This window comes from Paraburkholderia hayleyella (assembly GCF_009455685.1).
GTDB classification, from domain to species: domain Bacteria; phylum Pseudomonadota; class Gammaproteobacteria; order Burkholderiales; family Burkholderiaceae; genus Paraburkholderia; species Paraburkholderia hayleyella.
Window position 1 is genome coordinate 754,026 of the sequence record NZ_QPES01000002.1, and the last position, 26,838, is coordinate 780,863.

General features: G+C 62.9%; 21 protein-coding genes and 1 pseudogene. 4 read left to right on the plus strand and 18 right to left on the minus strand.

Going from position 1 to position 26,838, the window contains the following annotated elements; genetic code table 11:
- Nucleotides 1-3 precede the first annotated feature (3 nt).
- From GH657_RS17630 to GH657_RS17645, 4 genes and pseudogenes are all read right to left on the minus strand, one after another.
- Nucleotides 4-1,265 (minus strand): annotated as a pseudogene (locus tag GH657_RS17630) (ABC transporter permease).
- 194 nt (nt 1,266-1,459) lie between these two features.
- Nucleotides 1,460-2,560, minus strand: coding sequence for an ABC transporter ATP-binding protein (locus GH657_RS17635; protein WP_153102305.1), 1,101 nt, complete (start codon nt 2,558-2,560; stop codon nt 1,460-1,462).
- 241 nt (nt 2,561-2,801) lie between these two features.
- Nucleotides 2,802-6,545 (minus strand): DUF748 domain-containing protein, encoded by a 3,744-nt coding sequence (locus tag GH657_RS17640; RefSeq protein ID WP_153102306.1) that lies wholly within the window; start codon nt 6,543-6,545, stop codon nt 2,802-2,804.
- A gap of 154 nt (nt 6,546-6,699) precedes the next feature.
- Nucleotides 6,700-8,160 (minus strand): DUF1254 domain-containing protein, encoded by a 1,461-nt coding sequence (locus tag GH657_RS17645; RefSeq protein WP_153102307.1) that lies wholly within the window; start codon nt 8,158-8,160, stop codon nt 6,700-6,702.
- A gap of 278 nt (nt 8,161-8,438) precedes the next feature.
- Here GH657_RS17645 and GH657_RS17650 point away from each other — a divergent pair, with 278 nt between their 5' ends.
- Nucleotides 8,439-9,083: an FMN-binding negative transcriptional regulator gene (locus GH657_RS17650; protein ID WP_153102456.1), complete on the plus strand. Its 645-nt coding sequence runs from the start codon at nt 8,439-8,441 to the stop codon at nt 9,081-9,083.
- Here the strand turns inward: GH657_RS17650 and GH657_RS17655 are convergent.
- Nucleotides 9,080-9,220, minus strand: a complete 141-nt coding sequence (locus GH657_RS17655; protein WP_153102308.1) for a hypothetical protein — start codon at nt 9,218-9,220, stop codon at nt 9,080-9,082. The two genes, GH657_RS17650 and GH657_RS17655, sit on opposite strands and share 4 nt — an antisense overlap.
- A gap of 35 nt (nt 9,221-9,255) precedes the next feature.
- Here GH657_RS17655 and GH657_RS17660 point away from each other — a divergent pair, with 35 nt between their 5' ends.
- Nucleotides 9,256-11,754 carry a heavy metal translocating P-type ATPase gene (locus GH657_RS17660; protein WP_153102309.1) on the plus strand — a complete coding sequence of 833 codons (2,499 nt, stop codon included), beginning with the start codon at nt 9,256-9,258 and terminating at the stop codon, nt 11,752-11,754.
- A 73-nt stretch (nt 11,755-11,827) separates the two neighbouring features.
- Here GH657_RS17660 and GH657_RS17665 read toward each other — a convergent pair whose 3' ends face one another.
- The 4 genes from GH657_RS17665 to GH657_RS17680 form a co-directional block, all read right to left on the minus strand.
- Nucleotides 11,828-12,049: a hypothetical protein gene (locus tag GH657_RS17665; protein WP_153102310.1), complete on the minus strand. Its 222-nt coding sequence runs from the start codon at nt 12,047-12,049 to the stop codon at nt 11,828-11,830.
- Between the two features lie 202 nt (nt 12,050-12,251).
- On the minus strand, nt 12,252-12,983 hold the full coding sequence (locus GH657_RS17670) for a helix-turn-helix transcriptional regulator (RefSeq protein WP_153102311.1): 732 nt from the start codon (nt 12,981-12,983) through the stop codon (nt 12,252-12,254).
- A gap of 372 nt (nt 12,984-13,355) precedes the next feature.
- On the minus strand, nt 13,356-14,291 hold the full coding sequence (locus GH657_RS17675) for a hypothetical protein (RefSeq protein ID WP_174770019.1): 936 nt from the start codon (nt 14,289-14,291) through the stop codon (nt 13,356-13,358).
- A gap of 138 nt (nt 14,292-14,429) precedes the next feature.
- Nucleotides 14,430-15,092 carry an MgtC/SapB family protein gene (locus GH657_RS17680; protein WP_174770029.1) on the minus strand — a complete coding sequence of 221 codons (663 nt, stop codon included), beginning with the start codon at nt 15,090-15,092 and terminating at the stop codon, nt 14,430-14,432.
- A 244-nt stretch (nt 15,093-15,336) separates the two neighbouring features.
- Between GH657_RS17680 and GH657_RS17685 the strand changes: the two genes are divergently transcribed.
- Entirely contained in the window at nt 15,337-16,458 is a 1,122-nt protein-coding gene (locus GH657_RS17685; protein ID WP_153102314.1) for an AGE family epimerase/isomerase, read from the plus strand.
- Here GH657_RS17685 and GH657_RS17690 read toward each other — a convergent pair.
- The 9 genes from GH657_RS17690 to GH657_RS17730 all read right to left on the minus strand — a co-directional run bounded on the left by GH657_RS17690 (nt 16,455) and on the right by GH657_RS17730 (nt 25,676).
- The gene (locus tag GH657_RS17690) at nt 16,455-17,300 is read right to left on the minus strand and encodes an ureidoglycolate lyase (protein WP_153102315.1); all 846 of its coding nucleotides are present in this window, start codon (nt 17,298-17,300) and stop codon (nt 16,455-16,457) included. The two genes, GH657_RS17685 and GH657_RS17690, sit on opposite strands and share 4 nt — an antisense overlap.
- An 89-nt stretch (nt 17,301-17,389) precedes the next feature.
- The gene (locus tag GH657_RS17695; RefSeq protein WP_153102316.1) at nt 17,390-18,133 is read right to left on the minus strand and encodes an SDR family oxidoreductase; all 744 of its coding nucleotides are present in this window, start codon (nt 18,131-18,133) and stop codon (nt 17,390-17,392) included.
- An 84-nt stretch (nt 18,134-18,217) separates the two neighbouring features.
- Nucleotides 18,218-19,048, minus strand: coding sequence for an amidohydrolase family protein (locus GH657_RS17700; RefSeq protein WP_153102458.1), 831 nt, complete (start codon nt 19,046-19,048; stop codon nt 18,218-18,220).
- A 5-nt stretch (nt 19,049-19,053) separates the two neighbouring features.
- Complete coding sequence (locus GH657_RS17705) at nt 19,054-20,169, minus strand: aldo/keto reductase (RefSeq protein ID WP_153102317.1); 1,116 nt, start codon at nt 20,167-20,169, stop codon at nt 19,054-19,056.
- Nucleotides 20,170-20,270: 101 nt separating this feature from the next.
- On the minus strand, nt 20,271-21,638 hold the full coding sequence (locus GH657_RS17710; RefSeq protein WP_174770020.1) for a UxaA family hydrolase: 1,368 nt from the start codon (nt 21,636-21,638) through the stop codon (nt 20,271-20,273).
- Nucleotides 21,639-21,648: 10 nt separating this feature from the next.
- Nucleotides 21,649-21,972 (minus strand): UxaA family hydrolase, encoded by a 324-nt coding sequence (locus GH657_RS17715; RefSeq protein WP_174770021.1) that lies wholly within the window; start codon nt 21,970-21,972, stop codon nt 21,649-21,651.
- Nucleotides 21,973-22,002: 30 nt separating this feature from the next.
- The gene (locus tag GH657_RS17720; RefSeq protein ID WP_153102319.1) at nt 22,003-23,037 is read right to left on the minus strand and encodes an ABC transporter permease; all 1,035 of its coding nucleotides are present in this window, start codon (nt 23,035-23,037) and stop codon (nt 22,003-22,005) included.
- A gap of 24 nt (nt 23,038-23,061) precedes the next feature.
- Complete coding sequence (locus tag GH657_RS17725; protein ID WP_153102320.1) at nt 23,062-24,618, minus strand: sugar ABC transporter ATP-binding protein; 1,557 nt, start codon at nt 24,616-24,618, stop codon at nt 23,062-23,064.
- Entirely contained in the window at nt 24,615-25,676 is a 1,062-nt protein-coding gene (locus tag GH657_RS17730) for a sugar ABC transporter substrate-binding protein (RefSeq protein ID WP_174770022.1), read from the minus strand. The genes GH657_RS17725 and GH657_RS17730 overlap by 4 nt, the downstream gene beginning before the upstream one ends.
- Nucleotides 25,677-25,990: 314 nt before the next feature.
- On the opposite strand from GH657_RS17730, the gene GH657_RS17735 reads away from it, so the two are divergent.
- Entirely contained in the window at nt 25,991-26,821 is an 831-nt protein-coding gene (locus GH657_RS17735) for an IclR family transcriptional regulator (protein ID WP_153102464.1), read from the plus strand.
- The last annotated feature ends 17 nt before the right edge of the window (nt 26,822-26,838 follow it).

Below are 26,838 nucleotides of genomic sequence, written 5' to 3' on the forward strand. Positions count from 1 at the left end.
ATTTCAGCCGAGATTCGCTGGCGAACGCGTGAAGCGTCCGTAGATCACATACAGCACGAGTGTCGCTGCCAGCAGCAGGCCGCCCAGCGCACAGGCCATGCCCCAGTTGATCGTCACATTGGTGAAGTAAGCGACGTAATAGCTGACCATCTGGTCATCGGGGCCGCCGAGCAAGGCTGGCGTGATGTAGTAGCCAATCGCCAGGATGAACACCAGCAGCGCACCCGCGCCGACGCCGGGATAGGTCTGCGGCACATAAACCCGCCAGAACGCGGCAAACGGATGGCTACCTAGCGACACCGCAGCACGCTGGTAGGTGGGCGGGATAGATTTCATCACGCTGTACAGCGGCAAAATCATGAACGGCAGCAGGATATGCGTCATCGAGATATAAACGCCGATGCGGTTGAACAGCAACGGCAGCGGCGTCTGCAACAACCCACTGCCCACCAGCGCCTTGTTCACGAGGCCTTCGGTTTGCAACAGTACGATCCATGCGGCCACCCGCACGAGGATCGAAGTCCAGAACGGAATGAGCACCAGAATCATCACCAGATTGGCGCGCCGCTCGGATAGCGTCGAGATCCAGTAAGCCAGCGGATAACCCAGCAGCAGCGCGCACATCGTGACCACCGCGCCAATCAGGAAGGTTCGGCCGAAAACGGTCAGGTAAATACGCTGGTCGGTATGCGTCGGGGCGATGTGGCCAAACGCGTCTTGCCGATGATCCAGCGATGCCAGCAGATAAAACGGCGAATACGCCCGGCCATTTTTCGCAATCGCCTGCCAATAACCGACTTCGGCCCAGCGCGGATCGACGTCAAGCAGTCGCGCCCGGATTTGTGCCGCAGGCAGCGTACGGCCATTGTCGTCGGCCATGGGCATCGCGCGAGCCGTTTTCGAGACGAGCGAGCGAAACCCTGGAATCTCCGTATTGAGCCGCCGCGCCAGCCCCCCAGCGCTTCGCCGTTTTTCGCCACGCTCAGATCAGCCGCGAGCGCGGCATAAGCACTATCGGCAGGAGGCGTCTTGCGATCCCATTCGCGCAAGGCCTCCACCGTATGCGGCAGTGCCGACACCACCTCGGGGTTCTGCACCGCGCGCGTCAGCAGCACGCCGATCGGAACCACGAAGATCAGCAGCAGAAAAATAGCGAGCGGCGCAACGAGCAACAGCGCCATCGCGCGTTTTTTCGCTTCGGCGACCTTGAGCTCGCGTTTCAGTTTGACTAACGCTTCGACTGTCGAGTCAGCGGCGATCGTTATAGTGCTCACGCTTGAGGTCTCCTGCATGGCGGTTAACCGCGGCTGGCCTCAAGGCCAGCGGTGGAGCGGTAAACAATGAACGATGAACGATGGATGGTGGGAGAGCATGGCGCCATGCACGGAATACCGCATGCATCACGCGCCGGGCGCCGGGCGCCGGGTCTCTGATTCCAGTTTTAGCTTGGGCCTCGCATTCAGGCGGCGGCACCGAACACGCGCAGATGCTCTGGCGCGAACTCGAGTGCAACCGGCACGCCTGGCGCGAAGGTATCAAGCGCGGGGGTACCGAGCGGCACCTTGACGAAGCATTCGTTTTGCTCGCGCAGCCCGCAGCGCATGCGCACGTGGTCGCCAAAATAAATCAGCCCGCGCGCCTCGCCCGCGAGCGCATTGCTGCCCGTGCGCGCCGCCCCTGCCACGAGATGCATGCGCTCGGGCCGGATGCAGGCGACAGCCGCCATGCCCGCTTGCACGCCGTCGATATTGCGCCCCTTCAGGCGCGTGCCATCCAGCAGATGCAGTTCGCAGAATTCGCCTTCGACGCTGACGATCGTGCCGCGCAACTGGTTGCTGTCGCCGATGAAATTGGCGACGAACTCATTGCCAGGCGATTCATACAGCCGCTCCACGCTATCGAGCTGCTGCACGATGCCTTTATCGAAGACCGCGACGCGATCGGACATCGTCAGCGCCTCGCCCTGATCGTGCGTGACATAAACGAAGGTCAGGCCCAGCTTCTCGTGCAGCGATTTAAGTTCGTATTGCATGTGCTCGCGCAATTGCTTGTCGAGCGCCCCAAGCGGCTCGTCCATCAGCACGAGCTTCGGCTCGAACACCAGCGCCCGCGCCAGTGCGATGCGCTGTTGCTGGCCACCCGAAAGCTGCGCCGGATAGCGTTTGCCAAAACGCTCCATCTGCACCATTTCAAGCGCATGCTGCACGCGTGCAACGCGCTCGCGCGCCGGAATCTTGCGCACCGTTAGCGGATACGCGATGTTCTGTTCGACTGTCAGATGCGGAAACAGCGCGTAGTTCTGAAACACCATGCCGATATCGCGCTTATGCGGCGGTACCGTATTGAGCAAGGTGCCATCCAGCCAGATTTCACCGCCCGTCGGGAATTCAAACCCCGCCAGCATCATCAGGCACGTCGTTTTGCCCGACCCGGATGGCCCTAGCAGCGTCAAAAACTCGCCTTTGTAGATATCGAGATCAAGCTGCTTGACGACAAGTGTTTCGCCGTCATAGGTCTTGCGCACCCCGCGAAAGCTGACGATCACGTCGCTGGTCTTCATCGTTCCTGTCCCCCTGTCTATGGCTCATCGGGCTTAAGCCCGGGTTACCGAACCGGCTTGCCCTGCCGTCACGGCTCAATGCCGCGCGATTATTTCAAGATAATTTTTACGTGACCCACTATAGCCGCTTGCCGTGTGGCCATTAAAGCCAATTCATTAATCCGCATAAGTCCACTTTCCTGCGTGGACTGATGCGGCATCGGGTAGATGACAGGCGGGTGGTGGATGAATTACAGGGTTCTTACTTCAGACCAAAATCCACCCGCGTGGTCGCGCCTTTATCGCTGATGCCCTTGGCATCGAGCTTGGGCGCAACGATGAAAATGCGGCTGCTGTCGATCTTGCCTTCGAAGTATTGCCGCACGTGTTGGGTACGGCGCTGGGCGAGCTCGCGCAGACTGGCCTCGTCGACGGACGCGTGTTCCGCCAGCGCCTGTTTCATCACCTCATCGGGCTGGGATTTGGTCATTCCAATCAGGTTGCGTGGTTTTTTGAAGTCAGCGTTCTTGTACGCTTTCGTCAGATATTTGCTGTATTCGTCGGGCGTGACCGTGACCGTGGACAAATCAATGCTTTCACCATTGCCCACCAAACCCTTGATCTTTTGCTGCTTCACCAGCCGCTCCACGTATAGCTCACGCAACGCGGGCTCGTCGAGCTTGGGGTCAACGCGGCCAATCAGGTCGAGGCGGATCGATGGCTTGTCCGCCAGGGCTCGGGCGATCGTGTCGAGTTTTTTGTCCGAGGCGGCGGAAAGCTTCGCCGAGCCGGGTTCGAATTCGACGTAGCCCAGTTCCTGGCCATTGCCGCCAAACGCGCTGGCCAACAGCGTGAACGGCGCGGTCACCGCTTTTTGCAGCAGGTTCAGCAGCGCGTGCCAGATCAGCCCGCCCAGACTGAACTCCGGGTTGTCGAGCGAGCCGTGCACCGGAATATTCACGTCGATTTCACCGCGTGAATTTTTTAACAGCGAGATCGCTAGCCGAACCGGCAGCCTGGTCGCCGTTTTGTTGTCGACGTGATCGCCAAACGTCAACTGGTCGATGAACAGATGGTTATTCGCGCTCAACTGGTTGTTTTCGAGTTTGTAATGCAAATCGACATTGAGCTTGCCTTTGGTAATCGGGTAGCCCGCGTACTTCGCCGAATACGGCGTCAGGTTGGTCAGCGCAATGCTGTGGGCCGTGGCGGTCAGATCGAGCGCGGGCTTCTGGATCAACGGGTTGACCGTGCCGCGAATCGCCAGCGGCCCGTTCGCTGCGAGTTGCGCATCGATATCGACGGCCGCCGAGGTTTTGGATTCGGTGCCAAAAGCGCCCACGGTGCCCTTGATATGCACGAGGTCCGCGGTGAAATTCGGCTTGATGAAGTTATCGGTGTATTTCACCCGGCCGTTTTGCAGCACCAACTGGCCAAAATGCAATCTGACCGGATGCTGGGGCGGGGCCGCCGCGACCACGGTAGCCGGAACCGATGCGCCTGAGGCGGCGTCGGCAGTGGCGGCGCTGGCGACGAAGGCAGGCTCCGGCGCTGACGCTGACACAGGCGCTGATGCGGCCTCCGGTGTCAGTGGCACAGGCTCATGCCCGTCGCTCGCCGCACCGCGCGTGAGCGACTGTGCGGCACCGGTTTTCTGGGCGACGACCTCTTTCAGATTCAGCTTGCCTTGCGCATCGAGCATCACGCGGCCATAGAAATGGGCGAACGTCACGCGGGCGGTATCAATATCCACGCCACTCGCGTCGTAGTTGGCCTTGAGGCCCGTGAACGCCAGCGAGCGCCAGCCCGCGAAGGAATCGGAAGTCACCTTGTCGAGCATGCGCACGTCCACCAGCGCAGCGTCGCCGCGATAAGTGGCTTTCAGGGCGCGCGCCTGGCTGAGCGCCAGGTGACCGTTGGCATTCAGCCAGGCACTGGCAATCACGGTGTTGAGCGCCTGGCCGAAGTACGGCTCGAACGCCGTGGTATCGAGCCGCTGGGCATTGAGTTTCAGCGAAAGCTTGAGCGGCGTGGGGGTCACCTCGCCGCTGGCCGCCAGCGTGCCCTTGCGGTTGAGCGTCACGCGCAGATTCAACGGCAGCGGGCGCTTCATATCCTGGCTGATCTGCCGCACGTTCAGTTGCAAGGGCGCAAGCGTCAGCTTGACGGGCCGCGGGGTACTGCGGTCAAGCCAGGTCGCGCTGCTATCCGTCAGATTCAGCTCGCCAATCGAATAGCGCCAGCCGGGCTCCTGTTCGAGTTTTTTCAGGGCGCTGCGCGCTGGGGCAGCCTGATGCGGCCCGGCGAGCGCCGCCAGGTCGATGCGCCCGTCTTTCCAGCGTTCGGCGTTGAGCGTGAGGCCGCTCGCGTCAACACGGGCGATTTCGGCCAGGCGAGCCGGCACGTCAACCTGTTTCACTTCGATGCGGCCTTGCGCGAGGGTCAAGGCCGGGGCCTTGCTGCGCGGCGCTGCGAGCTTGAGCGCCTGCACGGTCAGCGCACTTTCGCCCAGCTTGAGATTCAGCGGTGTCTGACTCCAGTCCGCACTGACGCTCGCGTTGGCCGATACCGTGCCCGCGCTCACCTGAGCGGCCGTCACGCCATCCAGATACGGCTGCAACAGCGGCAAGGATAAGGTTTTGAGATCGATTTGCGCCAGCGCGGTATGCGTTGCCAGGCCCAGCGTGCCTGCGGCATCGAGCGAACCCGGCGCATCGCGGAAGGCGGTACTCAGCGTGAAATGCGCGGGGGTTTTGCCGAGCGTCGAGAAATCGGCGAGACCGACGGCGATCTTCGTCAAGCCGAGTTGCGTCGGCCGTGACGCGGCGGCATCGCTGAAATTGAGCGTGCCGTTGTTCAGCGCAAAATGTTTGACCGACAGGTTAAGGGGAGCCGCCTTGGTCGCGGCAGTCGCGGCATGCGCCACAGGCGTCTTGCTGGCGCCTGCCGCAGGTTGGGCGACGGGCGCTTGGGCCGCCAGCATCCGCTCAATGCTCAAGACCCCGGCCTTGTCGCGCGCCAGATTGACGGTTGGCGCCTCCACGCGGATCTCATCGAAGCGATAGCTGTGTTTCAGGGGCTCAAGCGTCGCGGCGGCGAGGTGCAACGCCTGCGCCGCAAAAAAGGGCTTGTGCTGGGCGTCGAGCAGATGAACCTGGGTCAGATCCGTGGTGCCGCTCACGCGCAGCGTCGGGGCCTCGCCGGACATCTCGAAGTCCATTTTGAGATTGACCGAGAGCTTGCCGGACTGCACGACAACCGGCAGTTTGACCGGCACATAGGACAGCAGGCGCGGCACATCGAACCCAGAGAAACGCAACGCTACTTCGGATTCACGCGAGGCCATAAACGGCTTGGTCTTGCCATTGAGCTCCAGCGGGTTGCCGTTGAGCCGTGCGCGCAGCAGCGGCTCAACGAAAATATCGGTTTTCGTGGGTAGCGTGGCGATGAATGGAATACCGAGCTTCCAGTGATCGAGCACATGTTTCTCGCCAAGCAGACGGTCGTCGAACGTGATCTGGCCATTTTCGAGGCGAATATTCGACACGGAAAACAGCGCGGGCTTGCTCCCAGGGGCGGCGGGCTTCGAGAATTTTTCGATGAGATCCGTGAAATTGAAACGTTGCGCGCCGTAGCGCACGAGATGCACACGCGGCGAATCAATCCGCACCTCGTTGATGACCGGCGCCGCGTGCAACAGCGAACTCCACGATGGACGCACCAGCAGGCGTTCGATATCGACGAAGGCTCCCGCGCCGTCACGCTCGCCGATATGGATGCGGTTCGCTTCGAGGCTGAGGGTGTACGGATTGAGTGCGATGCGGCCAATGCTGACAGGCCGCTCAAGCTGTTTGCCGAGCTGCTGTTCAGCGACATGGCGGATCAGGGGGGGGCCGGCAAAAAAGCCCAGCAGACCCGCGACCACGAGAAAAATAATGAGCCCAATCACGCCCCGGCGAAGGCGTGACATGCAGGTAGCAAGTGTTGTTCGATTTATGAATGCCATGTTCGACCATGTATGACGCGGCGGATAATCCGCTGCAATGACGAAGTTCCAGCCCGCAGCCAGTATACGCATACGCGCTACGCGTGACGCTTTGGGCCCCCTGCTACGGCAGCGCCTGCTTCGCTGCTTGCAGCTGATCGTCGCTGGCCGCCGCTTATTTTCGCTTAGCCCGCCGCTGTGCTTGCGGCACCACGGCAGGCGGCTGCCAGCCGTCCCCTTCCGCGCCACCCAGCGCCTCCAGCTGCGGCGCATAGAGCCGCAGCACGAGTTCAAAAGCACCACGTGGCACAGGCAGCCAGTTCGCGGCCTTGACCCGGCTAGCGGAGAGCACCACCTCTAACGAGCCATCGGCATTGCGCCTGGCGCCGTGACGCTCGCCACCGCTCACGCTGCGCTGTGCGCCCTGGCCCAGCGCACCATCGGGCGTATAAGCCGTGAGCGACCAGAAACCTCGTACTGGCGGCAACTGGCCCGGCGCGAAACGTACGACATAGCGTTTCGCGCCATTCAGCGGCTGCCCCCGGCTATCCGTGCGCACCCACGCGCGCAGTTCATCGCGTAGCGTGCCAATGCCTGGCTGCGTCGAGGCCGCGAACGCCCGCAACGCGTAATCCGTGCCGTACTGGCCGACCCCATCGCCTAGCCAGGACCAGCCCTTGTCCGTCATCAAATTTGACGGTGCGGTGGCCACTCGCTCCCGGCCTGTGGCCACACCCCGCTCTATCTGGGAGAGCCGGGCCCCCGTGGGCATGCGCAGCGGCGCGCCGGGCTTCACGCCAATCTCGGCGAGTCCTTGCAGCGCATGCGCATCGGCCGTCGCGGGCGGATTATCCCCAAGTGCCTCGGCCAGGCGTCCGAAAAAAGCGCCAGCCGGCAGCGCGGCGAGCTGCGCTGCCGGCGTATCAGGCAAAGACACAGCGGTGTCAGGGCGATCACTACGCGCTACCGCGCTGAACGCGCGCTGCTGGCCGAGATAAACGCTCAGCGGCTCGACCCGCATGGCGCGTTGCAAGCCGCGCACCGCCGCGATATCGCGCGGCCCATTCGCCTGAACCCGGACATTCGCCCATAGATAGCGCGTCGGTACCTCGACACGCGTCACGCTGCGCGGCAGGGTGCCCTGCCAGCCCGGCCCGACGAAGGCGATGGTTTGCGCCTTGAGGCCCGTCACCCGGGACGGGCCTGGCGTATCCGCCGACCAAACTACATTGGTCCACATGTCGAGCACGCGGGCATCGGCATAACGCCCGCCGAAATTAGGCAAGGTCAGCACGACCGGCTCCGCGCCGACATCGAGCCAGCCGCTGGAAGCAAGCGTATCGAGACTGGGAAAAGCCGGATTCAATGCCCCCGGCGAAGGCAGCGCGCGCGCGTGCCGCAGCGCGTTCAGGCTCTCCTGACCAGGCCCGGCACCAATGGCGGTGTCGCGTGCGGTAGTCATCAGCACCAGCGGATAGCCAAAAACATAGGCATCGGCGGCCTGATCCTGAACCCAGCTTCCCGCTCGTGAAGCCGTCTCAGGCGGCGAGGCCGCACAACCCGCCAGCACAACAAGACTGACAAGGACGGCGCAAGTCTTGCGCCAGGCAAACAGCGTGCGGTGATTGCTTTTCATTGTTGGTGTCAAGCGGATGGAAGAAGAACCGGTTGAAAGCATCGCTAGCCTCTTGGTCGTGCCTGTGCAAGGTGTCATGGCCAGCCCGATAATGACGCTGACGCACGCCCCTCAGCAACGCTGCAAAACGGCAGTTGTATCGCATCCGCCGCACCCCGACAAGTCTCTCGCACAATCGTGCAACGCTGCTGCAGCGCGGTATCGTAGCGTTTCCGCATGAAACTTGCCGGCACTACGCCCAGGGTTTGTATTCATCGCCGTCCTTATCGGAGTTCCGTATGTATTTGCCCGCGCATTTCGCAGAAAACCGCTCTGAACCGCTGCACCAGCTCATCGCAGATCATCCCTTTGGCACGCTGGTCACACAGGGTCCGGCCGGGCTGGATGCCAACCATCTACCGTTTGACTTCGCACCAGATAACGGGCCGCTCGGAACGCTGCGCGCCCACGTGGCACGGGCTAATCCGGTCTGGCAGGAAGCGGCGGCACAGGAGACCCTGGTGATTTTTCAGGGCCCGGCGGCTTATATTTCGCCGAGCTGGTATCCAGACAAGCATGAAACCCATCGGCAGGTACCCACCTACAACTATATGGTGGTGCATGCCCACGGGCGGATCGTAGTGCGCGACGACGAAAAGTTCCTGCGTGGCCTCGTCGGCCGGTTGACGCGCAAGATGGAAGCCCACGAAGCCCAGCCCTGGAAAATGAGCGACGCGCCCGCCGATTTCATGACTCAGATGCTGGCTGCCATCGTCGGGTTGGAGATCGAAATCACGCGGCTGGTCGGCAAATGGAAGCTCGGGCAGAACAAGGCCGTGCGCGACCGGCTAGGCCCAGCTGTGGCGCTGGAGGCACGCGGCGGCGAGCAGCAGGTCGCGCTGGCCGGAGCGATACGTGAGAGCCTGCCGCCTTCTGAGCGTTAAGCGCTGAGGCTGAGGGCTGGGATAAAACACGGAAGATCACGCTCAACCGGACGCAACGCTTGAGGCAACGGCTCCGCGAACTCATCGCTCGCCCGTGCTTGACCTTCCCAGTACAGGAAGGTTGACACTACCGGCATGACTCGTCTTCCTTCATTCCGGATACCGCACAACCATGACTGATCTTTCCCTTTCCCCCTCGCCTCCGCATCCTCCACAACACGCCGGGGCACCGGCCGCACCCCTTGCCACCATCGAGCTTCAGCTAGGCGGCATGACCTGTGCATCCTGCTCCGCCCGCATCGAAAAAGCGCTGGCGAAAGTCCCTGGGGTCGCCTCCGTCACAGTCAATCTCGCCACCGAACAGGCCAGCGTGCACCTGCATGCCGAAGTCGATCCCGCGCAACTGGTTGCAGCCGTCACGAAAGCCGGTTATGAGGCGACCGTGCGCCTGCCGCCCGAAGCCGCCGCCAGCCTGCCCGCCGATATCACCGATGTCGCCGGTGTCGCCGATGTCACGCCAGGCAGTTCGCCACGCCTGTCAGCCAGCCAGCGCGAACTCGTGCTGGTGCTGGTTTGCGCCGCCCTCACGCTGCCGCTCGCGCTGCCGATGTTCGGCGCCTGGGCGGGTCTCCATCTGATGCCCCCGGTCTGGCTGCAGTTCGTGCTGGCCTCGATCGTGCAGTTTGTCTTCGGCGCGCGCTTTTACCGGGCCGCGTGGCGCGCGGTGCGGGCGGGCAGCGGCAACATGGACCTGCTCGTGGCGCTCGGCACCTCGGCGGCGTATGGCGTCAGCGTGTATCAACTGGCCAGCCACGCCGGTAGCAGCGCCACCTTGCATCTGTACTTCGAGGCTTCAGCGGTCGTCATCACGCTGGTGCGCTTTGGCAAGTGGCTCGAAACCTGCGCGCGGCGCCAGACCACCGACGCCATCCGCGCGCTCAACGCATTGCGCCCTGAGCGCGCCCGGATTCGCGTCGAAGCCGCCGCGCACACGGGAGCACCCCAGCACACATCCTATGAGGAACGTGAAGTCGCGCTCTCCGAGGTTCGCCCTGGCATGCAAGTCGTCGTGCGGCCCGGCGAGCGGATGCCCGTCGACGGGACGGTGCAGGAAGGTCACACGCACGTCGACGAAGCGCTGATTACCGGCGAGAGCCTGCCCGTGCCCAAGGCACCTGGCGACCCGGTGACAGCGGGCTCGATCAACGGCGCGGGCGCGCTGCTCATCATGACCACCGCGACCGGCGCCGAAACCACGCTGGCGCGCATCATTCGCCTCGTTGAAACCGCCCAGGCCGGAAAAGCACCGATTCAGCGGCTGGTGGATCGGGTCAGCGCGATTTTCGTTCCGGTGATCCTGCTGATCGCGGCGCTCACCCTGGGCGGCTGGCTGCTGGCAGGCGCCAGCGTCGAGAACGCGCTGCTCAACGCCGTCGCGGTGCTGGTCATCGCCTGCCCGTGCGCGCTCGGGCTCGCAACACCCGCGGCGATCATGGCAGGCACCGGCGTGGCCGCGCGCCGCGGCGTGCTGATCAAGGATGCAGAGGCGCTCGAAATCGCCCATCGGGTCAATCTGGTGGCCTTCGACAAAACCGGCACGCTCACGCTCGGCCAGCCGTCGGTCACGGCGTTCGAAGTCCCTGACAGGCCTGACAGGAAACAGGAAGCACACGATCACGATCGAGCCCTGGCGCTGGCCGCGGCCGTGCAGCGCCACAGCGACCATCCGCTCGCGCAAGCCGTGGTACAGGCTTTCGAGCTGCGCCGGGCTGAAACGCAAAGCGCAGCGGCAGCGCTGACATCAGCGACGCTCGCAGCCTCGGCGGCCCGCGCCGTGCCGGGGCGCGGCGTGGCCGCGCAGGTGCAAGGCCAGACGCTGGCCATCGGCAGCAGCCGCTGGCTGGCGGAACTGGGCCTCGCCGTGCCCGGAAAACTGGCCGAACGCGCCCGCCAGATCGAGCAGGCGGGCCAGACGGTCTCCTGGCTGATGCGCCTGCCTGATCTACCTGATCTACCCGATCTGCCTCATTGGGCACAAGAGGTCACACAGGAAGGCGCTGGCATCGGTCACGGCGCCGATCACGCGGCCTCACCCGCCGCCGTGCTGGCGCTCATTGGTTTCGGCGACACGCTCAAGCCAGGCGCTGGCGCCGCCATCGCCCAGCTCACGCGCATGGGGGTGCGCAGCGTGTTGCTGACGGGCGATAACCCCGGCAGTGCAGCGAGCGTTGCAACGGCGCTGGGCATCGGGGAATATCACGCGCAGGTATTGCCCGAGGACAAGGCACGCGTGATCCACGATCTGAAGAGCCGCACCGGGGCCACCGTGGCAATGGTCGGCGATGGCATCAACGATGCTCCGGCGCTAGCGGCGGCTGATATCGGCATGGCGATGTCGACCGGCACGGACGTCGCCATGCAGGCCGCCGGTATCACGCTGATGCGGGGTGACCCAGCCCTGGTGGCAGATGCCCTCGATATCTCGCGCCGCACGTGGCGCAAGATTCAGCAGAACCTGTTCTGGGCTTTTATTTACAACCTGATCGGCATCCCGCTGGCCGCGCTCGGCTGGCTGAATCCGATGCTGGCAGGCGCTGCCATGGCCTTCTCCAGCGTCAGCGTGGTGAGCAATGCGCTGCTATTGCGCTTCTGGCGCGGCCGGCATGAATGAACGCCCTGGCGTCGCCTGCAACGCATAACAGGTAACAGGCAACGGGTAAAACAACAGGTAAAACCATGAGGGTTTAAAACCGGGGGCTGTAATCTGGATCAGGATGGCGAGCCCGAACCTGCAACGGGTCGGATTCAATCAACGTCACGGGAGGGTCGCCATAGATGGCGGATAAAGGACTGGTGCGCAGCGAAGCGGAAGCGATCTGGGCAAAAGCGCTATTGGCACTGAGCAGCATGCCGCCCGCAAGCAGGTTGGCGATCAGCGAATGCAAGGTTTTATTCCACATTTTCAAGATGAATCTCCCGTTCAAAATGCCTCATGCGAAGGCAGGTACCGCAGAAAAATCCGGGTTCTGCGGCGCCGAAGGGAATTCACTTTAGCGGCAATGCAGCACGTCAAATGTGAGTTCTTGTAAGAAGACGTTGCGAAGCGTTGAGTGCCTGCATCGTGCCTGCATCCTGAGCGGCAAGCCGTGCGCACCCCGCCAGAACGCGCTAGATCATGCCCAGCGCGATAGCCTTGGCGACGGCCTGACGACGTGTCGGCACGTCGAATTTACCGAGAATGTTACGCACGTGATGCACAACGCCATGTTCGGAAATCCCCAGTAAAACCGAGATATCCCAGTTGGTCTTGCCACTGGCGAGCCAGTTGAGCACTTCGTTTTCGCGCGGCGTGAGTTCGGGCCGCTGCTTGAGTGCATCGCCCTTGACGATCTTGTGCATGGCTTCCTGCATCATCGTGGCGATGAACGGCCCCCACACCAGGTTTTGCTTCAGATGCGCTCCAGCACGACGGCGGGAGCCCGCCACCGACATGCTCAGCAACGCGACATCGCCTTCGCGGGAATGCACAGGAAACGTCGCGCCCGTGCCCAGACCATAGGCCAGGGCTTCCTCACGAAATTGCTGCTGGGCGGCTGAACCGTACATCGAATCGCTCCACACCAGCGGCGCCAGCGAATGCAACGCATGATTGACCGCAGGATCAATCGCGGCATAACCGTTCGCCTCGTATTGCTCGCGCCAGCGGCTGTCGTAATTCGATTCGATACGCGCCTCGACCCGTACGCCATCGACAGCAAAACGCCCCGCATACAAGACAGCGGAAAAACCCAGTTGACGCGTCACGCTGAAAAATTGCTCGCGCAGCGTCTCGACATCCGTACAGGAGCCCAGCGCGAGAACCGCAGGAAGATGCAGCGAATAATCAGGAGCGAGTGGCATGCCTAATCCTGTTAGCCCTGTCAATCCTGTTAGTCAGACACCCCTTGGCAGACTCTGGCAAAACAGGAACGTGCAGCAGCCAGAAAATAACGTCCCGTTTTAACTTTTGTCTTAAGTTTTCCAGCATCGTTAAGAATCCTGATGTTGACGGCTTATCCTACCTGTTTTTGTAGTAGCGGCGTTTAAATCACCAGGCTATAGTTTGCTTGCCTTCCGAGGGCAATTTTCTTCAAGAGGTCAAAGACGCGATACCCACCGGGGTCTACCCCATACGCACCAAGAGGTCATCCGTCTTTTTCATCTTTCTGCTGTACTTCTTCGTAGTTTTCCTTCGTAGTTTTCCCTTTGTCAATAAAGCATACAGGTACGCGCCTAGCGGGTACCTGTTCCCTTTGGCATGTCTGTCCCCTTCGTTTTGCGCGTATGCGCGGGCGCCGCAGCCTTCGCGGGATGCGGGCTGGCAGGTTTGGCCACCCCGGCATTTGGGCTGCGCATAGCCGCCATACTCGCGCCGCGTACAGCATGCGCGCTACGCACAACGGGCTTCAGCAAGGCAGACATCCCGCTGAGCGTCGTACCGAATCCATCCAGCGTGGCTTGCTGATCCTGGAGCTGTTGCGTCAGTTGCAGCAGATGCGCTTGCTGGGCATTAGCTTCGCGTGTCAGCCGGGCGAGTTGCCGCGTTTGCGTCACGCCCAGGGTTAAGACGATCAGCAACGCCACGATGACCACCGCCGCCAGCAGCCATTTCAGGCGCTGCAAGTGGTCGTTCAAGGCAAGCGGGTGTAACTCATTGCTCCGCACATCGTGTCCACTGGCTCCGCTGGCAACGGCGCCAGACGGTGTCGCTGCAGGTGGTGGGGCAAAAGGTGAACTGGCATGCAATGTACTCCAGCGCGTCGTGGCAGCGGCCCCGCCTGCACCAGACTGCGCTGCAGGCGATTGCGTGCTGGCGAGGCGCCTGGGTTCCGGGGTGGGTTTCTGAAGTGTGCTGGCAGGCTCTTGCGGGTTCGTCCTGACCTTGGCGGAGACAGCCACACGAGATACCCCTGACGGGTGTGAAGCGGCGGGCGGACTGCTCCCGAACACAGGCCCGGGTTCGGCCCTGGGTACATGGGCCGGAGCTGCCGCCGGATCGGCCACGGCCTCATTCGTCTCAGCACTCACCGCCGTAGCAGGTCCCTCGGGCAACTCAAACCCCATTAGCGTGCCCTGCCGGTCATCTATTTCAGCCATCGGCGGTTCGACTCCCTGCGGCGTATCGGTTGCTAACGGATTGGATTCAGAAGGGTAGGAAGGCATAGACATGAGGAAAGTAATGACAGCCTAAACGCGACAGTCTGACACAAGCCAAAGAAAATTCTTCCTCAACAGCAAGAAGTATCCGTTTGACTAGCGCCGACACGGAACCCTGCATAACGGACCTCCTCAGGGGACCGCCCAAACTCACACCTCCCGCTCCGGCTGCGCGCTATCTTCGCGCAGCGCCTTCACACCAGGCAGATGCCGCAACTGCTCGCGCAATACTACATATTCCGGCTCTGACACGCGATGCAACGTGATGTGCACTTCATCGCACTCCGGAGCATCATCGCTTTGCTGCATGACGAACTGCTTGACACGCGAGCTTGTGGTGCCCAACACATCGTGCAACGAATGAAACGTCAACGCGCCGCGCTCGACTAGCAGCATCAGCCGTCGCTGCTGGCGCGCCCTGATGAAGCGCTGCTCAATCGGCTTGATGCCCGCCAGCACGATCAGGATGATGATCGTCGCCGCAATCGCCACCGTATACATCCCACCGCCTACAGCCAGGCCAATCGCCGCCACCGACCACAGGCTCGCGGCCGTGGTCAGCCCGCGCACGATTTCGCCGCGCAGCAAAATCGAACCCGCGCCCAAAAAGCCAATCCCGGATACCACCTGCGCCGCCATCCGCGACGGGTCAAGCACGACATGCTCACCTTTCAGCACGTCGGCAAAGCCAAACGCGGACACGATCATGATCAGCGCGGAACCCACGCTCACAAGCATGTGCGTGCGCAATCCGGCGGCCCACGACAACCGTTCGCGTTCAATGCCGATCACGCTGCCGAGTACAGCCGCCATACACAGCCGCCCAATGAGTTCGACATTCAGATTGTTTAGCAACGCTTTCCCTCCTTTTCAGTGTCAGGTCCCGCCACGCCAGCCGGGGACCGCAACACACGATACCGCCCCTCACAGTACAGCGCGCCTGCGGCGCATCGGAGCTGTGCCCATGCCAGCGCGGATCAATTGCTTTATCCTTGGCCCCTCAGCGGGCTGATCGCCCGCGGATTTCTACTTTTTCCGCCGATATTGTAGCCAGCGCATGAGCCTCTCTTCTTCTTCGCCTGCATCCGCCCCCGTTCTTGCTGAGGCGCTACGCGATCATTTTCAGCGGGTCATTTTGCCGTTGTGGCGCGGCCCCGGCTTCAATACGGCGTTGCATCTGCCCTATGAAGCGCTCAGCGCCGATGGCACCACACCGTTGCCCGTCGTGCGTTATCGGGCGATGGCATGTGCCCGCCAGTTGTTCGTCTTCTCGGAGGCGAATGACGCAGCCCATGCGCATACGCTGTTTGCCGCTTTGCAACGGCATTTTGCCGATCCGTTGCAAGGCGGCTGGTTCTATAGCGTGGACGCACACGGCGCCCCGCTTGATACCCACAAGGACCTGTACACCCACGCGTTTGTCATCTTCGCCTGCGCGCATTATTTCGCGCGCTTTCGCAACCAAGAGGCGCGCGATGTCCTGCACCACACCTCGGCGCTCGTCGAAACGCGCTTCGCCGCGCCTGACGGGCTCCTGTACGCGGCCCTGGACCGGCCCTTCGCGGCGGTCACGGGCACGCCCATACAAAATCCGCTGATGCATCTGACCGAAGCGTGGCTCGCCGCCCGCAACGCCGCGCCTGATGCGGCATTCGATCAAGCCTTGAGCCGCCTCGGACAAGCCATCGCACGCGCCTTCGTCCATGCGCCCAGCGGCTGTATTGCCGAATTGCCGCTGGGTAGCGCGGACAACCGGCTAGAACCGGGTCATCAGTTCGAATGGTTCTGGCTGGTGCATGAGGCACGCGGGTTGCTGGCAGGTTCGGGGCTGGATGAGGCGCTGGAGCGGGCGTTTGACTTCGCCCAGCGCCATGGCATCGAGCACGCGACGGGCGGCATCTATGCCGCCCTCGATGAAACCGGCCAGGTACTGGATGGCACGCAGCGCATCTGGGCACAAACCGAGTATCTGCGTGCGCTTGCCACGCGCGGCGGCGAAGCGGCGCACAACATGCTGCCGCAGCAAATCAGGCGCTTTCAGGCGCGCTTTCTGCACGCGAACGGCTGGGTCGAATGTCGCGCGGCAGATGGCATGATCACCCGCGCCGAGATGCCCTCCACCACCGCCTACCATTTGACGACGGCTTATGCGGCCCTGCCGCGCCAAGCGCTACGCTAAGCCGCGCGTGTGATCTGGCGCTGCTCGCCGAGCCCGTCGATCCCCAGTCGCACCGTCTGCCCCGGCCGCAAGAACACCGGACGCGGCTTGGCCCCCATGCCCACCCCGGGCGGCGTGCCAGTTGAAATCACATCGCCCGGCTGCAAGCTCATGCACTGCGACAGATACGCCACCAGTTGCGCCACACCAAACACCATGGTTTTCGTGTTGCCGTTCTGATAACGATGACCATCAACTTCGAGCCACAGGTTGAGGTTTTGAGGGTCCGCCACGGCGTCGCGGGTCACGAGCCAGGGCCCGAGCGGGCCGAATGTGTCGAAACCCTTACCCTTGTCCCACTGGCCCGCGCGCTCGATTTGCCAGGCCCGCTCGGACACATCATTGATGACGCAATAACCCGCGACGTAGTTCAGCGCATCGGCCGCGTCGACGTATTTCGCCGCCCGGCCTATCACCACGCCCAGCTCGACCTCCCAGTCGGTTTTTTCCGAGCCGCGCGGAATCTCGATGCCGTCATTCGGGCCAGTGATCGCGCTGGTCCATTTATTGAAGACGACGGGCTCAGGCGGCACCGGCAGACCCGATTCAGCGGCGTGATCGGCATAGTTCAGCCCAATGCAGACGAACTTGCCGACCTGGCCCACGCAGGGCCCAAGACGCGGCTCGCCCGGCACCAGGGGCAGCGTTTGCGGATCCAGAGCGCGCAGACGCGCAAGCGTTGCGTCCGCCAGCGTCGCGCCCGTGATATCCGCGACCACGCCCGACAGATCGCGGATACGGCCCTCTGTATCTAGCAAGCCCGGTTTTTCTTCGCCTTGCGGCCCATAACGAAGCAGTTTCATCGTTGCGTGTCCCTTGTAGGTTGTCTGTTGTCTGTTGTCTGTTCAGTGAACCGTGAAAATGCGCAGCATGCCGTGTGCTAGCCGCTGGGCTAGTTCGACCAGCCGCCGTCGATCACATGCGCCTGGCCGGTGGTAAACGCGGACTCGTCACTGGCCAGATAGAGCGCCAGCGCGGCAATCTCGTCCGGGGTGCCGATGCGCCCCATCGGCTGGCGGGCGACAAACGCGGCCTGAATAGCCGCCACGCTCGCGCCCTGGCTGGCCGCCTGCTCGGCGATACGCTGCTCAAGCGAAGGCGAAGCCACCGTGCCAGGGCAAATGGCATTGCAACGTACCCCGCGCGTGACGAAATCAGCCGCCACCGCCTTGGTCAGGCCAATCACCGCGGCCTTCGACGCGCCGTATACAAAGCGGTTAGGCACGCCCTTCACGCTTGAGGCCGCCGACGACATGTTGATGATCGAGCCGCCGCCCCGCTCCAGCATCGCGGGCAAAAAGGCGCGAATCGTCCGGTACATCGCCTTCACGTTCAGATCGAAAGCGCCATCCCAGTCGGCTTCGCTAGCTTCGAGAATCGAGCCCGCGTGGACATAACCCGCGCAGTTGAAAAGCACGTCGATGGCGCCTAACTCCTGTGCCAGCGCGTTGACCGCAGCGCTATCGCGCACGTCGAGCAGGCGCGCTTCAAGCGGCAGGCCAGCCAGGGTATCGAGACGGATATCGGTTGCAATCACGCGCGCGCCTTCGCTCGCAAAACGCAGCGCGCTAGCCAGCCCGATACCTTGTCCAGCAGCAGTGATCAACGCGGTCTTGCCAGCGAGTCTTTGTATCATCGACTGTCTCATTTCAAAGTGTGGTTGAGTCATACCGGGTATAGCAACGTGAGGCAGCGTGAGCCTCCTACCCCTCTCGCGGGCTTACAGCCGATAGAACGTCATCGCGTTTCTGGCGAAGATCGCCTCCCGCTCCTGTTCCGTCAGGCCTTCAAGCAACGCCCGGGCGCTAGCATGCCAGCGCAGATAATCGCCATTCAGGTTCAGCACAGGCCAGTCGCTGCCCCACATCAGGCGGCCAGGGCCAAAGCTCGCCAGCAGATGGTCGACGTAAGGACGCAGCGTTGCATCGGTCCAGCCCGGCGCAGCCTCGGTAGCGAGCCCCGACAGCTTGCAGTACACCTGAGGCAGTTGTGCCAGTTGTGTCATCGCCTCGGCCCATGACGCGCGTCCCGCTCCACCCGTGCGGATCGGTGGCTTCGCGCCGTGATCGATCACGATGCGCAGCGCCGGAAAGCGTGTGGCGAAGATGGCGAGCGCCTCGGCGTGATGCGTGAAGATCAGTGCATCGAAGGCCAGATCGTGTTCAATCAGGGCTTCGATGGCGGGCGTGAGACCTGGATTGTTAATCCAGTGGTGATCGGGCAGGTCTTGCAGCATCGGCCGCACGCCCTTGAATTTCGGCTCGCGCGCCAGATCGGCCAGCAGCGCGGGGGCGCCGGCGTCGAGCAATGGCACCCAGCCCACCACACCGGCAATCGACGCCTCATGGCGTGCCATGCTCAGCAAGTAGCGCGTTTCTTCGATGGTCGGTGCGGCCTGGACCACGACCGTCTGGCCAATCCCCGCGCGTTTGCGCAACCCGGTGAGATCGGACGGGCCATACGGGCGGTACAGCGTGGACTGCTCGGGTGTGAGCCAGCCATAGTCGTTGCGGCCAGGATTCCAGTAGTGCTGGTGGGCGTCGATATGCAGCATGGTCAAACCTCCTGCAAGGAAGAAGCGCAAGTAGAAGCGCGAGTAGAAGCCGCAGCGGCAGGCGTGGGCGCGCGCGCGTCGAGCAAGCCCGCATCGCGGAGATCGCTCCATAACGCGGCAGGCAGCGGCTGCTCGAATGCCGCCAGGTTCTCGCGCACTTCAGTGGCGCTGCGAGCGCCGGTCAGCACGGTCGCCACGGCGGGATGGGCATACGGAAACTGCAGCGCCACGGCCGCCAGCGGCACCTGATGCCGCTGGCAAAGTGCGTCCAGTTGCGCCACGCGAGCGACGATGCCAGCCGGCGCCTCGGTGTAATTGAATTTCAGCTCACTGGCGTGGCCGTGGCCGCCCGATGCGCTCGCCAGACCACGCGCCAGAATGCCCGAATTAAATACCCCACCCAGCATCAGGCTAACCTGACGCGCGGCGCAGGCAGGCAGCAGTTCCTCTAGCGCCGCCTGCTCCAGCAGCGTGTAGCGGCCTGCCAGCAGCGCGCAATCCAGATCGAACTCGGCCATGGCGTCGAGAATCACCGCGCTTTCATTGACCCCCAGCCCAATCGCCTTGACCACGCCGCTGTCGCGCAGTTGCGCCAGTGCCCGGAACCCGCCGCCGTCGGTCAGTTGTCGCCAGTAATGCGCGTGACGCTCGCCATGCGTCATGCGGCCGATATCGTGAATCAGCACGATATCGACGGGGCCGATGTCGAGCCGCCGCAGGCTGTCCTCAAACGAACGGAGCATGCCGTCGCCGCTATAGTCGTAACGCGCTTCGAACGGCAGCGGGTTGTGCCAGCCTTCACGGCCATCGTAGGGTGTCGTGCGCGGCACATAATGGCGCCCAACCTTGGTCGACAACACGTACTCGCCACGCGGATAGCACCGCAGCGCTTCGCCCAGGCGAAGCTCGGCCTTGGTATGGCCATAGTGCGGCGCGGTGTCGAAGTAACGCATGCCCGCATCCCATGCAGCCGCGACGGCAGCCTGCGCCTCGCCATCGGACAGATCGCGGTACAGCCCGCCCAACGCTGCACTGCCCAGGCTCAAGGCCGTGAGTTGCACGGTACTGCGACCCACGTTACGCCGTTGTCCGGCTCTCAGGCCAGGCTTGTCGGTCATGAAGCAGCTCCGTTACTCCGTTATTTCGTTATTTCGTCTGGCGTGGGGAAATGCCAGACGCGCGTGATTCAGGGCGAGGCGCGTGACCTCATGCCGCGCGATCAAACCGGCTGCGGCGCCCCCGGCAGCGCCCGCACCACGGGCGAAGCCTGCTGCGGCAGGCACGCGGGGCCTACCGGGTCAAAACGTTTGTACGTCAGGATGAATTCCTGGTGGCCCAGCTGTTCGGACTTCGACGCCATGCCCTGCGCCACGGCCCGGGTCAGCTCGAACACTTCGCGGCCCACATCATCGAGCGTGCCGCGCCCTTCGAGAATCCGGCCCGCGTCGATATCCATGTCTTCGGGCAAGGCCCGGTACGTCACGGGGTTCGCGCACACCTTGATCACCGGCGCCAGCGCCGAACCCACGACCGAGCCGCGCCCCGTCGTGAACAAGATCATGTGCGCGCCACAGGCGATCAGCTCGGCAATTTCGGCGTTGTCGCTGATGTTCGGAAAACCAAAGCGCGGCTCGCCATCGGGCACGACGTCCAGCAGATACAAGCCGCCAGCAGGCGGGATATCGCCGGGCTTGATGATGCCCATGATGGGCGACGCGCCGCTTTTCGCATACGCGCCGAGTGATTTTTCTTCCTGAGTGGTCAAGCCGCCATCGGCATTACCCACCGCGAAACTGCCATGGCCGAGGATCGAGTAATAACGCGCGGCCTTGGCCACGCAGGCGACGATGGCATCGCCCAGCTCGGGCCGCGCCGCCCGGCTTTTCATGTGAAATTCGCAGCCCACCAGCTCGCCGGTTTCTTCGAACAGGCACGTCGCGCCCGCCTCGATCAGCAGATCGAACGCACGTCCCACGGCCGGGTTGGCCGTGATGCCGCTGGTGCCATCCGAGCCGCCGCAGATCGTGCCGACGATCAGCTCGCCGAGCGCCATCGGCACACGTGCTTGCGTACCTAACGTGCGCCGCGCCGCGCGCACCCATTCGACGCCTGCGCGGATCGTGCTGCGCGTGCCGCCGCTGTCCTGAATCGTCAGCACCTCGACGGGACGTCCGCTGGCGCGCACGGCATCCACCAGATAGCGCTTGTTCATGCTCTCGCAGCCTAGCGAGACGAATAACACGGCGCCGACATTCGGATGCGTGGTAAGCCGCTCCAGCATTTTTTCCGCATAGCTGTTCGGATAGCAGCCAGGAAAACCCAGCAGATGCACCGGGGGAGCCGTTTCTGGGGGGGCGGTGGTTTCAGGAATGTCAAGGATGCCGGCTGGCGCGGCAAGCGGCGTGAAATCGTCGGGCAGCCAGCGGAACGGCGCCACGATTTCGCGTGCCACATGATGCGCACATTCGACCAGATACACGACCGCCACGATATTGCGGATGCCCTTGCGGCCGTCCTGGCGCAAATAGCCCTGCAGGACGGGACGTGCGGCGGACTCGGCAGTCAGGGCAGGGGCATCGGTGGTCATGATGGTGGCTTCAGTGGGGCACAAACTCGTGGCCCGAGTCATGGGTGTAAGTGGGCAGGTAGTCGCTTGCCAGATTATGTGTATGCAAATGCTCGCCACGCGCCACAGGCACGGTGGCATGACCGATCACCGCGCCATAGCGCAGCACTTTTTCGTCCTGGCGCAGCGCATGGCGCGCCAGCTTGTGACCCAGACCGATGGTTCGCGCCAGCGTCACCCATTCGCCCTCGATTTCGACCACGCTCCCCGCTTCAAGCTGCGCCGCCGCAATCAGGCAGTTGTCCTGGGGGCTAAGCAGGATCAGGCGGGAATCGGTGGCAAGCGCCAGGCTCATGGGGTCTCCGTGCGCGGCTCAGTGCGCGGCTCAATGCGGGGCTTCGCCGCTGGCAAGCCGCGCGATCATCAGCGAGCCAAGGATGATCGCGCCGTAAATCGCCTGAATCCAGAACGAGGGCACCTGGGCGAGCGTCAACAGGTTTTGCACGACACCCAGCAGCAAGACGCCCGACAGCGCGCCGAGCATCGTGCCCTTGCCGCCATCGAGCGAAATGCCGCCAATCACCGCGGCGGCGAACACCGTGAAAATCATGCCGTTGCCCTGGTTCGCATTGATCGCGCCCACATAGCCGGTGACGATGAGCCCGCCTAACGATGCCAGCACGCTCCCCAGCACGAACACGCCCCAGGTGATGCGCTCGACCCGGATACCGGCTGCGCGGGCTGCTTCGGGGTTACCTCCGATCGCATACAGCGCGCGTCCCAGACGGTGGTAGCGCAGCATGAAGGCGGCCAGCCCGAAGGCCAGCAGCGCGAGCCAGACCGATAGCGGCAAACCCAGCACCAGAGTGGTCGCCAGCGCGAAGAACGAAGGCGGCAGATCGAACAGCGTGCCGCCCTGGGTCGTCCCCACCAGCATGCCGCGCAACACGATCAGCATCGCCAGCGTGACAATGAACGCATTCAGCCGCAGCCGCACCACCAGAAAACCGTTGATGAAACCAATCAGCGCACCGGTGCCGACAATCGCCAGCAGCCCCACCGCAGCAGGCCATTGCAGGCCAAACCCGGCGGCTGCGGCAGGCATCACCAGCATCGCGCCTACGGCTGGGGCAATACCCACGGTCGATTCCAGCGACAGGTCGAACTTGCCGGTCAGCAAAATCAGCGCTTCGGCGAGCACCACGAGCGCCAACGCCGCCGACGCGCCCAGCACGCTAATCAGATTCGCTTTCGTCAGAAAACTCGGGCTGATCCATGCGCCCACCAGCAGCAGCAACCCCAGCGCGGGCAGCAAGGCGAGATCGCGCAGACGGAAAAATTCAAAACGCGCCCGCACTCCACGGGTCGCGGCCCCCGCACTCAACACCGCGCTCGCCGCACTAGCAATACCCGGTTTCATGGCAACTGGCTCCTTCATCGTCATTCAACATCCTTCAAGGGCTGCGATCAGGTCGTGGTCATGCCAGCCTGCGGCAAACTCGGCCACGACACGGCCACGGAACATCACCAGCACGCGGTCGCAGGTGCGCAGGTCATCCAGCTCGCTGGAGGCCACCAGCACCGCGCGGCCTTCGGTCCGCACGCGTTCGATCACCGCAAGCAAGCTCTCTTTCGATTTCACATCGACCCCGACGGTGGGATCGATCAGCACCAGCAAGCCGGGGTTGGTCGCCAGCGCGCGGGCCATCACGACTTTTTGCTGATTGCCGCCCGACAGCCCCGCCACCGCATGCGCAGGCCCCTGGGCCACGATGCCGAGCATGTCGATGGCGCGCTGGCCGAAGGCCTGTTTTTTGGCGGGAGAAACCAGGCCGAAACGGCCTAGCGTGTGGGCGATGGTCATCGACGCGTTTTCTGCCACCGATTGCGTCAGCACGAGCCCCTCATGGTGCCGGTCCTTCGGCACGCAGCCCACGCCGCAGGCCAGGGCGCGGGGCACGTCACCGGACGGCAGCGCAACGCCATGCATGCGGATCGCGCCGCTACGCGAGCGGCGCAAGCCCGCGATCGCTTCCGCCACGCTGGTGCGGCCACTGCTGCTCGCACCGGCCAGCCCCACCACTTCGCCGCGCTTCACCGCGAACGACACCTCGTGATAATCCGCCCCGCCCAGCGCCGCCACCTCCAGCACAACCGGCGCATCCGCCGCCAGGGCTTCACGCGCGGCGGCATCCGCGACGGCGAGCCCGCCGCGCTCGCCTGTCATCGCTTCGATCAACGGCTCGCGCGGCAAGGTCGCCACGGGCGCGCTGACGATATGACGCGCATCGCGCAACACGGTGACGGTCTGGCAAATCTCATACACTTCCTGCAAATGATGCGAAATAAACAGGAACGTAACGCCTTCACGCTGCAACGTCGTGATACGACCAAAAAGCCGCTTGATGGCGGCGCCATCCAGTTGCGCAGTCGGCTCATCGAGAATGATGAAACGCGCGCCATATGACAGCGCCCGCACAATCTCCACAAGCTGGCGCGCTTCGACGCCCAGATCCCCCGCGCGAGCGTTTTCGTGAACCTCGATTTGCCAGTGGTCGAGCAACGCCCGGGCTTCACGGCGCATGGCGCGCCAGTCGAGCAGGCCACGGCGTCCCGGCTGGCGGTTGAGAAACAGGTTCTCCGCCACGCTCAGCTCGCGGATGATCGTCGAATGCTGATAGACACAAGCCACGCGTGCACGCCAGGCCTCGCGGTCACTCAAAGCGGGAGCAGCCACGCCAGCGAAGCGCACTTCCCCGCTATCCGGACCGCGCAAACCGGTCAGCAGCGAAACCAGCGTTGATTTACCCGCGCCATTGCGCCCAACCAGCGCATGCGATTCGCCAGGCATCACGCTTAGATTCACGTTTTGCAAGGCCGCCGTCGAACCGAAACGGCGGCTCACGTTGCAGGCTTCGACCACAGGGACGATCGTGTCAGTCAGCGGCGCGAAACCAGCAAAATCGGCGAAATCGGAAAAAGTAGCAGAGAGCGCGCTCATTTGAGGGTATTGCCCCACAAATTCCGCTCATCGACATTCGCTTTGGTCACGAGGGGCGCGGGCAGTTGGTCCTCGAGCGTGCCGTTGGGGCTCTGAACGATCACGCTGCCATGCGCGGTAGGGCCGGGCTTGAAGTGCTGCCCAGCCAGCAAGGCCTTGAGGTAATAGAGCCCGTACTTTGCGTACAGATCGGCCGGTTGCGAGATGGTGGCGTCAATCTCGCCGTGGCGAATCGCCTCCAGCTCATGAGGAATGCCATCGTTGCTGACGATCACAATATGTCTGGCATCGCCCAGGGCAAACAGCATCTGTTTGCGCCGCAGGGTTTGCAGCGTGGGCGACAGATAAACACCGCCCGCCTGCAGGTAGATCGCCTTGAGATCAGGATTGGCGGTCAGCAGGCTGTCGAGTGACGTCGCAGCAACGTCGCTTTTCCAGCCCGCCGGGATTTCCAGCAAGGTCAGACGAGGGTAGCGTTTCATGCACGCCCTGAACGCCTGCGAACGGTCACGGCCATTCACCGAACCCAGATCGCCCATGACCTGTACCACCTTACCTGCCGCCACGTGCGTACCAATGTACTCACATGCTTTTTCACCATATGCATGGTTGTCCGCCCGTACGACCAGCGCCACCTTGCCTTGCGTGGGCGCAACGTCCACGGCAACCACAGGCACCTGTCTGGCCGCAGCCGCGTCTAACGCGCGGCTGATCGCGGCCGAATCCAGGGGCCCCACAACAATGCCTCGAGCTCTCAGGTTCAGCATGTTGTTCATGTCGGTGATCTGTTGCATCGGATCACCATTCGAATTGACCGGCGCCAGTAAATCCAGGCCCAGCTCCTTCGCGTACTGCGGCAGATAGTTGTTATAAGACTGCCAAAACGGCGAGGTCAGTAGCGGTAAAACCACGCCAACCCTGCTCTTGTCCGTCGCCTGGGCCCATGCCTGAGCACTCAATGCCAGGCTCACCCCGCAGACAGCGGCCATACCCGCTACCGCTAGCAAGGTGCGCCGCCACAACCGGTGAACCGCATGCGGCCCTCGTGCGAACGTCATGTCTCTCTCCTGATGGGGCTAACGCGCCCCGATTTAAGCCAACGAGGTTAAACCGGGCCTGACCGCCTGACGCTTTTTCTCAAAACTGACGCGTCTTAATTCATCAATGAACGTATTATTCATATGCAAATAGAATACGTCAAGAAATGGATTGGGTCTGTGAGGCCAGGACTTTCCCCAGGCTGGGTGCCCCCATTGCAGAGGGCGGGCTTTACACTCACGCCTTTGTGACATTTAGACCCGGCGCGTTCACGGACAGACACACGCGTTGACGCTCGCGCGGCACACGAAACCCAACGGATCGAACACCGATGATGGAAGAACAGGAAAAAACCGGGAAAGACGAGAAAGATGAGAAAGACGATGCCGACCGTTATCGCGCCCCGGCGCTGGATAAGGGACTGGATATTCTCGAGTTGCTGGCGCAGCAGAAAGACGGGCTGACCCGTGCCGAAATCACCCGGCAACTGGGACGCAATGCCAGCGAGATCTATCGCATGCTGGAGCGGCTCGTGGTGCGCCAGTATGTGGCGCGCTCGGCGGGGGGCGACCGCTACTCGCTAAGCCTCAAACTGTATGCCCTGGCACATCGCCATCCGCCCATGCAGCGCCTGATCGTGGCGGCCCTGCCGCTGATGCAGCGGTTCGCCGACGAGGCCGAACAATCCTGTCATCTGAGCGTGTACGACCGTGGCAACCTGCTCGTCATAGCCCAGGTCGACGGGCCTGGCACATGGGGCATTTCGGTACGGCTGGGCTCGCGCGTCGGGTTGATTGGCACCGGCTCAGGACGGGTACTGCTGGCATTCCAGAATGACGCGCAACGCGCCCAGATGCTGAGCGAACACACGGCCGTCAAAGGCGAAATCCCGCTCGACGAAACCGAACTCAACGCCACCTGGGACGCCGTTCGCACGCAAGGGTTTTCACAGAAAGACAGCCAGCAGACGGTCGGCGTGACCGACGTGACTTTTCCGGTGCTGGGGCCCGCAGGCCAGGCCATCGCCGCCTTGACCTGCCCGTATCTGCGACGGATCGACAGTTATGCCGCGCCCACGCTCGAAGCCACCACGGCGCTTTTGCGCGCGACGGCTGGTGGGCTATCGCTGATGCGTCAGGCGGACGCTTCAATGCCAGGGGAATGAACCTGGCACGCAGGCAT